Origin of the sequence: Paraburkholderia atlantica, assembly GCF_009362785.1 — a bacterium.
Classification (GTDB): domain Bacteria; phylum Pseudomonadota; class Gammaproteobacteria; order Burkholderiales; family Burkholderiaceae; genus Paraburkholderia; species Paraburkholderia atlantica.
The window spans coordinates 1-11,537 of the sequence record NZ_WHNQ01000084.1; the positions used below are offsets into that span (position 1 = coordinate 1).

The following is an 11,537-nucleotide window of genomic DNA, read 5'->3' on the forward strand; positions in this document are numbered from 1 at the left end:
TAAGGGCATGTCCGCCTGCCGATGCAGCCGAACCCATTTATGCAGCTGGTTGGCGTTCACCCCGGCCTTCAGCGCCAGCCCAGACAAAGATGCACCCGGCTGCAGGCAGGCCTCCACCAGCCGTCGCTTGTCCATGGAATCGAAGCTGCGCTTGCCGCCCACTCCAACGCGGGTCACCCGCAACGGCAAAAATGCAAGGTCATCCTGGGTCATAAATTGCGTCCGCAAGTTGTGGTTGCGGACGCAATCGTGGATCTTGCCAGACGCAAAAGCTAGGTGGGGGAAATCGAGCGCTTACCATGATTTGTATTCCTCAATCTGCTTCGAAATCTCGGGTGCGGTGCGAGTTGAGAAAGACTGTTGGCCGTCGTTTCAGAGTAAGCGTCAATCTGAGGCCGTCTTGACGATCAGAACTTGACCTCTGAGAGCCGCTGATTCGTGAGCACGAGATCGAAGGCGGCGGGATCGAAGTTGCCGCCACACCACTCGAGGAAGTGGTCGTGCTCCTCGTGCGTCGGATCGGTGATCGCTTCGAGGAAGTCGGCATATCCTGGCACTCCACCGACATCTTCCGGTGGACACGCATTCTGCCCGTCCAGGCACAGCGGCCGGCGCATGTCTGGATCAGGCATCAGCGCCTTCTCGACCTTGATCCGATGCTGCCAGTTGTCACCGTAGTCGTAGATGTAGGTGAATGACTTCAGCCCGCCCAGCGCCTTCGCCAGCGTGACCCGTGCTTCATTGAGCATCGGTGGATCGCTCTGGAATCCGAAGTCATCAGGTTCACCATAGTTGGTTTCGCCGAAGACGAACTCGTGCAGGTGCCCGCCCTCCCAGCCCATGGCTAGTTGCAGCACGACATGCAGCTTGCCCAGCCGGATCGAGCCGGGAACGATGATTCGTCGCCAGATCGCCGGCTTGATGTACTTCAGCTCAACGCGCAGTACGTAGTCGGGCACTGGCGCCTTGACCAGGCGCACGGCAGGTTTGCGGGGTTGGACCATCGGATTGATTGTCAGGCGGCTTGCTGCTCGATGTATGCAGCCGGCTTCAGGCGCCACGGCAGCAACTCGTCGATGCGGTTGATGGGATGATCGGCGATGCGCTCAAACACCGTGCGCAGGTAGGCAAACGGCTCGATGCCGTTCAGGCGTGCCGTACCGATCAGGCTATAGCCTGTCTGCGCGTCAGCTGCGCTCGGCCCAACAGGCAGCTCACCGAGCGCGAGCTGCAGCTGGTCCATCAGTTCTGTCATGCGCTCAGATGAGCGGCCATACTGCCATCGCTTCAGTCGCGAGATCTCGGCCAGCAACTGCGCGATGGTCTCGTCGCGCGAGGCAACGATGCGCTTCAGAGCGGCGATGTCATCGGGCAGATGGCTGGCTGGCATGCATGACAGTGTAAATGAAGGCCACGCGCTTGTGGGCTCCCGCACCCTGCCTTATGCCGCGTGCGTCGGCTGCCACGTCCGCTCGGGATGCCGCCAGTCAATCCCTTCGAGCAGCATCGACAGTTGGGCGGCTGACAGATGGACTGTTCCCGAGTCCGCCTGCGGCCACACGAAGCGTCCACGCTCGAGTCGTTTCGCGTACAGGTTCATGCCGTCGCCGCTCCACCATAAAATCTTGATGAGGTCACCACGACGCCCGCGAAACAGGAAGATGTGCCCCGAGAACGGATCACGACCGAGTGCTGACTGCACCAGCGCGGCAAGTCCATCCATGCCACGGCGCATATCGGTAACGCCCGCTGCCAGCCATACGCGGGTACCGCCTGGCGGCGCAATCATGCTGGCATCAGGCAGCGCAGCACGAGGCGCAACTGCACGGGGTCGACCATGCTGTGGCTCGACAGGCTCTAGAGCGAGCGACGCCGGTTCTGCGGTCTCGCCGGTCGGTGCATCAGGTAACGCTACGGGCAGCAACACCGCTGTGCTGGGTGCCACCCCTTCAAACAGGCCCGCCCGCAGTTGCCGGCGCCACTTGAACACCATATTCGGATTCAGTCCGTGCGCCTGCGCGAGCTTGGCCACCGAAATACCCGGCTCGCACGCCGCGACGGCAACTTGCCGTCGGTACTCTGGTGTGTAATTCGGTCGGCCCTTGCGGTTCGATGATCGCGCATTCCGTGTGTCCAAAGTAGTCCCCATCACTTGAAGTAACGGATATCACTTTGGACACCGGCTTCAGCTCTGTCCATGCGGCCACGGAATGACGCTTACGTTTCAGATGCAAGGTGGCGGCGCAGACGTGACCTTTATTGCGGCATCCGGCCGCCGTCGATCTTTCCGAATCCCTGACGCAGAAGCGCCTCCTGTTCAGCAAATCTGTCCGCGCTCTTTTTCTTGAGCTTTTCGAGGTTTTGTAGTTTCCAGCGAATCGCAGGCAACTCGCTTAGGTAACCGTATGGCATCAGTGACCAGTCTGGCTCCAGACTAACCAGTGAGAAGAGAAACTCGCGATGTTCTGGAGTAAGCGCCGCAGGCAACTCACGGTGTAGCTTATCCTGAGTGGCCTCAAGCGTTGTCAGGTCGACGGCTTCGATAGTCAACCCGACAAATTCCTTTTCGTAGGCACCCGCCATGGAGTGCTTAGGGGCGAACAGGACCTCGTGAATCGGTCTGTTATGCCCTGCGAGGTAGCAGACGAACGCGTCGACGATATCGCGGCGCAGCCCGAGCGTTGGCGTGGAATACATGTGCAACACGTCGAACAGGTCGCGCGGGTGCTGACGGTCGAGTGCCGCGACCATCTTGCTACCGTAAAGCTCCGCTTCATGCAGAGTCGGTACCGTAATGCTCGTGTTGAACATCTCTTCTGCCGCTTGCACAAGGGGGGCGATCCACCGGGTCGAGCAAGGTTCCCCGGAACACATAGTTCACCTCTACCTTGACCGAGGTTTGGCCCGAGATAACAGTCAGCTTCACTTCGTCGCCCTTGGCCTTGCCTGACGTGGTCGCTGTCGAAAACTTGACGGCATGGCCCTCCGGTTCGATCTGCGCGCGGGCGCGGTCGAGTTCACCGCTGATCGCTGCGATGGCGTCGTCGCAGCCCAGATCCCTGCGAACCATGACCACATCGATGTCGACCGAGAGCCGAGGCATCGCCTGCAAGAACAGGTTCAACGCCGTTCCGCCTTTCATGGCGAACAGAGGGGTATCAAAGATGATGGGTGTTATGCCGAGCATCAGCCGCACCGTGTCTACGTAAATGTCGTTAATTGTGGTTTGAGAGTGAGTCGCTCACCGTTTTTGGTTTTATGCGTCCATCGTTTGCCCTGACTCAGGCGATCGATGTGCCTTTGAAGATCCCTGGCCCAGGAAAACCCTGCATCGGCACCGAAATCGCGAACAAGGACGGCGACCTTCACGCGAGTACAGTGGTTCAGGAAGTTGTCGAGCACATGGGGCCGGATATTACGCAGGCCGACCATAAGGTTGGTCGCTTCCTCCATGGTCTGACCTTTTCCGACATCACTCGCGAGTTCAAGTAGGGCTCTCTCCGGGATCGACACCAGCACGGCGGGGTCGCCTGCCGGCAGGGGTTTAAGGCCCTCCTCGTAGCGAAACTCCTCGTCAAATAGCGTGGTTGTCTGGTACGAGTAAAGCAGGTGTTCGCCTATCCAGTCAGGAAAGGCATAGGGCTTCTGTCCCCACAGAACAACGCGCTCGCGGAACGCAATGTTGTGGCGGACGCCCTGCCAGGAGAGAGCGGTCTTTCCGGCGACGTGCATCCCGGGGACGCGACGACTCAGAAACGCGATCGTGCCGTCTCGCGTAGGGACATCACCGGTCACGAGGTATGCGCCTCTTGAAAGGCGTTGAAGCCAGCCCGCTTTGACGAGGTCGTGCGCAAGCGCCGCGCTGACACTCATGTCTCGCAGCATTTCGGAATCCAGTGGGTGGCCACGTTGGGTCTCCTGTAGCAAGCGCTGGACGCTGGTTCGGTTACTCATTGTTAGCGCATAATTTGTTCGGAGAAAATCGGGAATTACTTGATTATTATCTAATATTCCATGCGAGTGCAAGCAGCTACAGCGTGATACGTCCCCAAATGTGGCAAGCGCACCAGCGCATAGCTTTTTTGCTTTAAATCAAGTCAGATAACCACTTGCGCCGATGAAACTATGCGGCCGGTGTGGCCTTCGCATTTGGCCCTCCCTCAGAGGGGCGGAAAGTGGGACACCTCTCGTGCCGTAACGCCCGCTGGCCAGCCTGACACAATGCGGCCTGGCGCGCCGGTTTCAGGCAAGCTCCAACTGCTGTCGGTCTCCATCCGCGCGCACCTGATAGCCCATCGCGCGGTACCCCCGCTGGCGCTTCTCCCACATACGGAGCAGTGCCGGGTGACCTCCGTCGACATAGTCAATCACCCGTACACCGGTTTTACCCGAATGCGCGCGATGTAGCCGGCCAGCGTACTGCTGCAGCGTGCCTTTCCATGCCACGGGCATGGCGAGCACCAGCGTATCGAGCGCCGGATGGTCAAATCCCTCGCCAACGAGTCTGCCAGTGGCCAGGACGACGCGAGGGACCTCATCGGCCAGCGCGTCAAGGGCGGCAAGCTGCGCCGCACGCGCTTTTTTCGTGAGACGCCCGTGCAGCACGAAAAGCGGCCCGATTGCTTCACCCAAAGTCTTCTGCAGGCTTTCGAGATGATCCGTCCGTTCGGTGAGAACCAGCACCTTGCGTCCTTGTCCGAATTGCTCGCGAATCGCCGCAGCAATCATGTCCGTCCGAGGTGAATCCTGTGCAAGATGCGCGAACACCGTCTGGATAGGCTCGTCGAGCGCAACGTTCACGGATGAGGTGAGCCTTTGCGGGAACACCTCGAGCGAATGCGGCGCATTGGGTGGCAGACGCGCCGCATGCCGCACCGGCCCGCACAGCATGAACATCACCGGTTGCTGGCTGTCGCGCCGCACGGGTGTCGCAGTCAGTCCCAGCACGTAGCGCGCATTGACGGCCTTGAGCACTGCCTCGAAGGAATCCGCCGATACGTGGTGACATTCGTCGACAATGACGTGGCCGTAATGCCGCAAAAGCGCTCCGTGGGGGCCATCCGGTGCCACTGACTGCAGCATGGCGACGTCAATCCGGCCCGTCGACTTCGACTTGCCACCACCGATTGTGCCGATGTCATGGGGATCCAGCGCAAGAAACGACTGCAGGCGCTCGCGCCACTGATCCAGCAGCTCCCTGCGATGCACAAGCACGAGCGTAGTGACGCCGCGCCGGGCGATCATTGCGGCCGCCGTCACGGTCTTGCCGAACGCCGTTGGCGCATGCAGTATCCCCGTGTCGTACCGCAGCATGTCATCAACCGCCGCCTGCTGGTCGCCCCTCAGTGTGCCGGCAAACGCGACTGCAAGAGGGCCGCCAGCGCAACGCTCGTCGCGGATGTCACCGGCAATTCCGTTGTCGGTCAGCAGCGTCATGACCTCGTCGAGGCAACCTCGCGGTAAAGCGATGTGTCGCGGGCAATTCTCGGCGCGGCCGATTATCCGCGGCTTGTCCCATACGCTGAAGCCGCGCGCCTGGGCACGGTAGAACGCCGGATTCTGGAATGCCGCGATCCGCATGAGGCGATTGAGCAGGGATTGCGGAAGCTGGGCTTTTTCAAAATAGAGCTGGTTTGCAAGCGTCAATGTCAGTGACGCCGGCATGTCTCCGGCCAGCCGCTTCGGCAGCGCCGGTGGCGGGTTCCATGGCTCGGCCTGGGCCTCTTCAGCGATGAAGGCGACGTCGAGCGGGTGGGCACCGCCGGTGGCGCGGAAAATTACCCCTTCGATATGTCGCCCGTCCATCGATCTGACCGACGCCAGGAAAGTCCACTGATCGGCAACAGGCTGGAGGGTTTCATCGACAAACACGCTGTGCCCGTGCTCGCGAGGCTGCTTCTGCAGCGGCAGGGCGATCAGGTTGCCGAAGCCGCCTTTGGGCAGCACGTCCTGATTGGGAAAGAGTCGGTCGTATGACGACAGCTCAAGCTGGCGCGTTCGGGCGCACGTGTGGCTGATGATGGCCGAACCCAGCCGGCGCGCGTCACGCGCGGTGACGGCCGACGAGAAGAAGATCCATGCGTGCGCACCGTTACCCGAACGTGAGATCTCCAGCGACACGGGAACATCCAGTTCATCGCATGACTGCCGGAAGGCCATCGCATCGTCCCGCCAGCTTTCCTCATCGAAGTCGACTGCGAGCAGGTCGCAGGTGCCGTCCGGCATCAGCGGATACAGGCCCAACGTGTGATCGCCGGCGAGATGTGCATAGATAACCTGATCGTCCAGCGGCAGCAGCATGCGATGCACACAATCCGCACAGCGGATGCAGGGCTTTTCGCAGATGCCCGCACGCCATTCGTTCGCGCACGCTGGTGCATAACCCGATTTCCCGGAATTGCGGCTTTCCCAGCGAAGGGGATAAACGTCGGTACGGCCCCGGAAAAGGCTCCGGAAGAGGTGTACCTTCTGCTGGGGAGAAAGCGTGGAAGTCCCCGTGCTTCGCGCCATCAGCGATGGATAGCCCGACGGGGCAACCTCGCGCCTGCCATGCTTAGGAACGGCCTCGCGCAGCAAGGCGGCGAGCCGGGCATTCTCGTCCTGCAGACGCGTGAGTTCTGCGAGCAGTTCTTCGCGTCTGCAATCCTCCCAACCTGAGCGCGACAACTTGACGTCATTCATCGACTGGTCCGGTGAATTGGGGGGCGGGATGCGCGCGGATTGCTACCGGTGGTGGGCCTCCGCACAGCTCGGTCTATTCATCGAGATCCGGCTGAAAACTGGCCGGGTCATCCTGCCCACCATAGTAGACGCCGAGCACCGCGACCGTCTCGCCCGTAACGCGGTACGCGATCACAATCCGGCCTCGATAGTGGTCGCGTGCAACGCAGGCAGCAGGTCATCGCGCGGCACGCCACGAAACGGGAAGCTTTCGAGCTGTTCGCAGAATGCTAATTACCGATAATTATGTATCTTATTAATTCATAATGCCAAGCTTAACTAGGCCTATTACCTTGCCCGACTGCACGCCAAGGGCAGCTTGCAGTCGGACCATTAATGGTTTAAATTCGGTCTTACTTCTATATCTCCCGGAGCCTTGGATGCATCTCGCCGATCATGTCAAGCCAATCAGTTACCTCAAAAGTGAAGCGGCGCAAATCGTCAAAGACCTGACTGAGTCGGGGGAGCCGCTCATCATCACGCAGAACGGCGAAGCGAAGCTCGTCGTTCAGGACGTGCGAACCTATGAATCGACGCAGCAGACCCTTGCGCTCCTGAAAATCCTGGCTGTCGGCCAGAAACAGATCGAACGCGGGGATCACGTCGATGGCGATGAGTTCTTTGCGGAACTCAATGAGCTCGATCGTCAGGAAAAGCTCCGCTGATGGTGGCACCGCTGCTGAAATACCGCATCCTCCCGACCGCGCGGATCGGCATGGACGAACTCAGAAGCTATGTCGTCCGCACCTTCGGGTGGGAAACATGGCGTCAGACATCGGCGCAACTGCAGGAAACGATCACGCAGGTTCGGCAGTTTCCCGCTAGCGGCCATACGCCTACCGAACTCGAGGGCTTTTTCGAGGACGGTTTCCGGCAGGCCCTTTCTGGCAAGAATCGGATCATTTATCAGGTCCGCGACGATACTATTTTCATTCATCTCGTGGTGGACGTGCGACGCGACCTGCCCTCCCTTCTTCAGAGAATCGCGCTTCGCCTGATGTAATGGGCACCGACCGCATCTTTGCGTTCATGCCGCAGCGCCGCGTTGATACTCCGGCGCACACTGCTTCAACTTACGATCTCTGAGCGAGGCCGCTTATGCGGCGCTGCAGAGCATTCCCGCAAGAAAACGCCTCGGTATTTAATGCTATCCGCTCGTTTCCCGACTGCATAAGGCACGGCTGCGTGTCCCAACACTAAGGCGTTGCATCGCGAGCGTCTGCGGTCGAGCGAAAAGCACATAGCGAATCTGGTGCGACACCGGGCGCGTCTTGTCGAAACGCTCAACGAAGGTCGTGCGTCTTCCATGGATTAGTGGGCGGTTTTCAACTTCCGCTGCGTGCACGACCGTGTGCATACATTCACCCGACCGCTTCCCTACGAAGCGATCCGCGGTGGCAAGCGCCGAAATCGGGGTGTTCGTCCTTTTCGTGCTTGTATGGACGGTTTGTTTTGATTTTCCTTTTAAAAACAACCGCGTGGAAATCGTCGATTCTGCGGGAGCGCATCCTTTTGATGCATGTATGGACCCGACGCCTTTTGCAAGCTTCTTGTTCGTGATGCCGAAACGGTCTGCATGCATGTATCCGGCTTGCCAGATGGGCGGTTGCCGAAGCACGCCCGCAGCCTCGATGAGATCCGCGCACCCCGTCCTTAGCAAAATCGCGGCTTGCTACAAGTGGCAGCCGGCACGAAAAACAGGCTTCAGGATGCTGGTTCAACCTATTTCGTCATCGCTTTGAGAAGCTTCGCAAACCTGTGTTGGGGGTAGCGTCTCCTTACAAGCAGTTTTCGGAGGTTATGTTGCCGCGCTTCTCGTCATATAAGTCGCTTCGCTGCTGAGCAGTGCCTGGATGATCCGCGCGTTCCTGTTGGCCAGTGCGACCGCTGCGCAGTTATGCCCGCGTCGAGCCATCAGCTCTTGAAGCCAGATGCTCTGAGGATCCGTTTTTTTCGGTGCATAGCGCAGAACAGCCCGAGCACCATGAATGAGCAAGGTCCGCAGGTATGTGTCGCCGCGTCGGCTGATGCCGTGCAGGCGAGGCTTGCCGCCAGACGAATACTGTCGAGGCACGAGGCCGAGCCAGGCGGACAGATGCCGGCCGTTGCGAAACTGCCTGGCATCGCCGACCGCGGCGACAACGGCCGTGGCGGTAATCGGGCCAATACCAGGGATCTCGGCGATCTTCCTGCAGAGCGCGGATTTCTTCATGAACGTCTGGATGGATGCCTCGATGAGATGAACACGTTCCTCTATGGCGCGCATGTGCTGCAGAAGTTCGGTGAGCAGAGTCTGGCAAAAGGAGGTCAGTTCATCTGCGCTCGTGCGCAGCAATTCCGGTATCGCGCGCCTGAAGGCTTCCGGTGAGCGCGCAATAGCCAGCCCCCGTTCGCCGAGCAGGCCACGTATCTGGTTGATCAGCGCGGTACGATGACGCAGCAGAATTGCGCGCATGCGATGTGCTGCCTGGATATCCTGCTGCTCGACAGATTTGATCGTCACGAAGCGCATCGTGGGCCGGCTGGCAGCCTCGACGATCGCCTCCGCATCATTGCGGTCGTTCTTGTTTGTCTTGACGAACGGCGCAACATATTGCGGGCTGATCGGCCGGACTTCGATACCGACCGACTGGAAACGCCTCCTCCAGTGGTGGGCAGTGCTGCATGCTTCCATGACAACCAACTTCGGGTTCAAGGCGCGTACGGCTTCGAAGAACGAACTCCGCGAGACCTTCGACCGATGCACAACACGACCGCGACGATCAGCGCCGTGGAGCTGGAAGATCTGTTTCGCTAGATCAATGCCGAGAACGTCGATTTCCATGATGAACCTCCGCACGTCTGGGTGAGTGCGTTAGTGTCCCCCGGTGGGAGGCGCCGGGTCCATCTCAGTAAAATCTGGCGCATTTATCCGCCCCCGCGCTTGGCCGGCGAGCGCATGATTGAGGGCGGCCAGCAGAACCGCACCACGCGCTGTAGTCCTGCGCGTCTGTGTGCATGCAGAACCGGTTCACGATCCAGCTATGCGCCGCCTTAGCGGCACATCGAGAAGCATCTCGCGATAGAGATCGATCGGAAAGCTCGGCGTTCCACGAAAATTCACATGCGTAAAATGCGCTGGGCCCGCAATGACCAGGTTTGTCAGCAGCGTCAAGGAGCCAGAAATCGCGATTATTTCGTCGCGGCGTCGCCCGCGCTCCGGCGCGATCTTGCCGGTGTGGATTGCATGCTGCAACTGATAGACCGATTCACCGCGGTTGAGCAGCGTATGCATTTCACGCCGGAATTCAATGTTGCTGAAGTAGTCGCACAGGAAAAGCGTGCGCAGTAACCTACCGAGGTGGTCGGCTGGCCGGTACACCGGGTCGCCCTGCGCCACGCTTCCGAACCGCTGCACGGCGACCATTGCGCTCACGCGCCCCGCATGAATTGATGCAACGAGGCGCAGCAGTTCCTTCCAGCCGTCACGAATCGCCTTGATGGAGATCTCATGGGCGACGACCGCTGTCAGCCCCTCGGGCGCTGCCATGGCTCTCGGCAGATACAGTTTGCGTTCCGAGAGGTTGCGCAAACGCGGGCAGAGATCAAAACCGAGCAGCTTCGACACCGCCATCCCTACGTTCGTGTATCCGTGCGTGTCTACTGAAAGACGCAGCAGTCCACCGTCGTCACGGTTCTCGTTGTGACGGATCACGCCCTGGATCGCCACGCCAGCCTGGCGTTCGTTCAGCACGATGGGCTGGTTATAGACATTGCCGTGCTGATCCAGCACGTGCGTGTACATGCCTACCGCGTGGGGGCGACGTCGCGGATCGACCCGCGCATAAAACAGGTGCGGTGACGTGTCCAGACTCATGGAGTTGCTCGATGCCAGCCTTCCGTTACCCCAGAGTTCAGTAATCGGATGCGTGCGCTGGAATTCAACCACGCGGTCGTTTGCACGCGGCAGCCGACCGGGCATTTCAAGGAAGCGCATTGCCGTTGAAATGTAAGCGTTGCTTCACGACCGTCTGTTCATAGGTGCGCCCAATCGGCAACCTAGTTCCGACCAGATCAAGTGGGAATCAGAACGATGGAAACGAAGGTGGTGCTGTGGTGGAGCGGCGATGGCATGTGCCTGCTGATGAAACGGCTCGAGAAGGGGCGCTTCATATGGCCTCAAGCCGACGGTGGGGTTATCTGCCTGAGCCCGGCGCAATTATCAATGCTGCTGGAAGGCATCGACTGGAGGCAACCGACGAGAACGGCACAACCGACGTCAGCGTTGTAAACGTCGATGCTGGCGCGTAAACTCCCTGCATGACGCGCGCGAACCCACTTCCCGACGATGTCGAAACACTGAAGGCCATGCTGCTCAGCCAGGAAGCGGCACTGCGTGAGCGCGACGCGCAAGTACTCAAACTGCAGGAAACGGTCGATTCGCAACAAGCCGCGTTGGCTGCGCGCGCGGCGGAAATCGAACACCTGAAGTTGCTCATTGCCAAGCTGCGCCGTATGCAGTTCGGTCGCAAGTCGGAGAAGCTGGATCGTCAGATCGAGCAACTCGAACTGCGTCTCGAAGAACTTGAGACCGACGAAGGCGCGGCACCCGTCGAAATCCCGAAGACGCCGCGCGCGGCCGTGGAACAGGCACCGCGCAAGCCACTGCCAGAACATCTGCCGCGCGAGCTCCGAACACACCTGCCCGAATCTGCCGGGAAGTGCTCCGAGTGCGGTGGCGAGATGAAGCCGCTGGGCGAAGATATTGCCGAACAACTTGAGTACGTACCGGCCAGCTTCCGGATCATCCGTCAGGTGCGCCCGAAGTTTGCCTGCGT

Annotated in this window: 11 protein-coding genes and 2 pseudogenes; 4 read left to right on the top strand and 9 right to left on the bottom strand. The window is 59.8% G+C overall.

The window, feature by feature from the left end; translation table 11 throughout:
* The 7 genes and pseudogenes from GCT19_RS39425 to GCT19_RS39460 all read right to left on the bottom strand — a co-directional run.
* Window positions 1-213, bottom strand: a 213-nt coding sequence (locus GCT19_RS39425; protein WP_152854913.1) for a transposase, incomplete at its 3' end; no start/stop codon positions are given.
* Window positions 214-407: 194 nt separating this feature from the next.
* Window positions 408-1,004 (bottom strand): plasmid pRiA4b ORF-3 family protein, encoded by a 597-nt coding sequence (locus GCT19_RS39430; RefSeq protein WP_018435911.1) that lies wholly within the window; start codon window positions 1,002-1,004, stop codon window positions 408-410.
* Between the two features lie 11 nt (window positions 1,005-1,015).
* The gene (locus GCT19_RS45000) at window positions 1,016-1,390 is read right to left on the bottom strand and encodes a transposase domain-containing protein (RefSeq protein WP_018435912.1); all 375 of its coding nucleotides are present in this window, start codon (window positions 1,388-1,390) and stop codon (window positions 1,016-1,018) included.
* 51 nt (window positions 1,391-1,441) lie between these two features.
* The gene (gene tnpB, locus GCT19_RS45005; RefSeq protein ID WP_368042663.1) at window positions 1,442-2,149 is read right to left on the bottom strand and encodes an IS66 family insertion sequence element accessory protein TnpB; all 708 of its coding nucleotides are present in this window, start codon (window positions 2,147-2,149) and stop codon (window positions 1,442-1,444) included.
* Window positions 2,150-2,256: 107 nt separating this feature from the next.
* Window positions 2,257-3,220: pseudogene (locus tag GCT19_RS39450) on the bottom strand (nucleotidyl transferase AbiEii/AbiGii toxin family protein).
* The gene (locus GCT19_RS39455; RefSeq protein WP_026228784.1) at window positions 3,202-3,954 is read right to left on the bottom strand and encodes a type IV toxin-antitoxin system AbiEi family antitoxin domain-containing protein; all 753 of its coding nucleotides are present in this window, start codon (window positions 3,952-3,954) and stop codon (window positions 3,202-3,204) included. The pseudogene GCT19_RS39450 and the gene GCT19_RS39455 overlap by 19 nt, the downstream one beginning before the upstream one ends.
* Window positions 3,955-4,242: 288 nt before the next feature.
* A complete protein-coding gene (locus tag GCT19_RS39460; protein ID WP_051106753.1) occupies window positions 4,243-6,681 on the bottom strand; it encodes a TOTE conflict system archaeo-eukaryotic primase domain-containing protein in 2,439 nt (812 codons plus the stop codon).
* Between the two features lie 419 nt (window positions 6,682-7,100).
* Between GCT19_RS39460 and GCT19_RS39465 the strand changes: the two genes are divergently transcribed.
* Window positions 7,101-7,385: a type II toxin-antitoxin system Phd/YefM family antitoxin gene (locus tag GCT19_RS39465; protein ID WP_018435918.1), complete on the top strand. Its 285-nt coding sequence runs from the start codon at window positions 7,101-7,103 to the stop codon at window positions 7,383-7,385.
* The gene (locus GCT19_RS39470) at window positions 7,385-7,723 is read left to right on the top strand and encodes a type II toxin-antitoxin system RelE/ParE family toxin (protein WP_018435919.1); all 339 of its coding nucleotides are present in this window, start codon (window positions 7,385-7,387) and stop codon (window positions 7,721-7,723) included. Before GCT19_RS39465 ends, GCT19_RS39470 begins: the two co-directional genes overlap by 1 nt.
* A 795-nt stretch (window positions 7,724-8,518) precedes the next feature.
* Here the strand turns inward: GCT19_RS39470 and GCT19_RS39475 are convergent.
* The gene (locus GCT19_RS39475) at window positions 8,519-9,544 is read right to left on the bottom strand and encodes an IS110 family RNA-guided transposase (protein ID WP_018435920.1); all 1,026 of its coding nucleotides are present in this window, start codon (window positions 9,542-9,544) and stop codon (window positions 8,519-8,521) included.
* A gap of 186 nt (window positions 9,545-9,730) precedes the next feature.
* Window positions 9,731-10,714 (bottom strand): annotated as a pseudogene (locus tag GCT19_RS39480) (Tn3 family transposase); the annotation flags it as partial.
* A gap of 78 nt (window positions 10,715-10,792) precedes the next feature.
* Here GCT19_RS39480 and tnpB (GCT19_RS39485) point away from each other — a divergent pair.
* Window positions 10,793-10,990 carry an IS66 family insertion sequence element accessory protein TnpB gene (tnpB, locus tag GCT19_RS39485; protein ID WP_018435922.1) on the top strand — a complete coding sequence of 66 codons (198 nt, stop codon included), beginning with the start codon at window positions 10,793-10,795 and terminating at the stop codon, window positions 10,988-10,990.
* Window positions 10,991-11,019: 29 nt separating this feature from the next.
* Window positions 11,020-11,537 (top strand): IS66 family transposase (locus GCT19_RS39490; protein ID WP_193727516.1); only part of this gene is annotated, 518 nt, incomplete at its 3' end.

Coding starts and splice junctions, on each gene's coding strand:
- GCT19_RS39465 (WP_018435918.1), top strand. CDS start 7,101: ATGCATCTCGCCGATCATGTCAAGCCAATCAGTTACCTCAAAAGTGAA.
- GCT19_RS39475 (WP_018435920.1), bottom strand. CDS start 9,544: ATGGAAATCGACGTTCTCGGCATTGATCTAGCGAAACAGATCTTCCAG.
- GCT19_RS39455 (WP_026228784.1), bottom strand. CDS start 3,954: ATGAGTAACCGAACCAGCGTCCAGCGCTTGCTACAGGAGACCCAACGT.
- GCT19_RS39460 (WP_051106753.1), bottom strand. CDS start 6,681: ATGAATGACGTCAAGTTGTCGCGCTCAGGTTGGGAGGATTGCAGACGC.
- tnpB (WP_018435922.1), top strand. CDS start 10,793: ATGGAAACGAAGGTGGTGCTGTGGTGGAGCGGCGATGGCATGTGCCTG.
- GCT19_RS39430 (WP_018435911.1), bottom strand. CDS start 1,004: ATGGTCCAACCCCGCAAACCTGCCGTGCGCCTGGTCAAGGCGCCAGTG.
- tnpB (WP_368042663.1), bottom strand. CDS start 2,149: ATGGGGACTACTTTGGACACACGGAATGCGCGATCATCGAACCGCAAG.
- GCT19_RS45000 (WP_018435912.1), bottom strand. CDS start 1,390: ATGCCAGCCAGCCATCTGCCCGATGACATCGCCGCTCTGAAGCGCATC.
- GCT19_RS39470 (WP_018435919.1), top strand. CDS start 7,385: ATGGTGGCACCGCTGCTGAAATACCGCATCCTCCCGACCGCGCGGATC.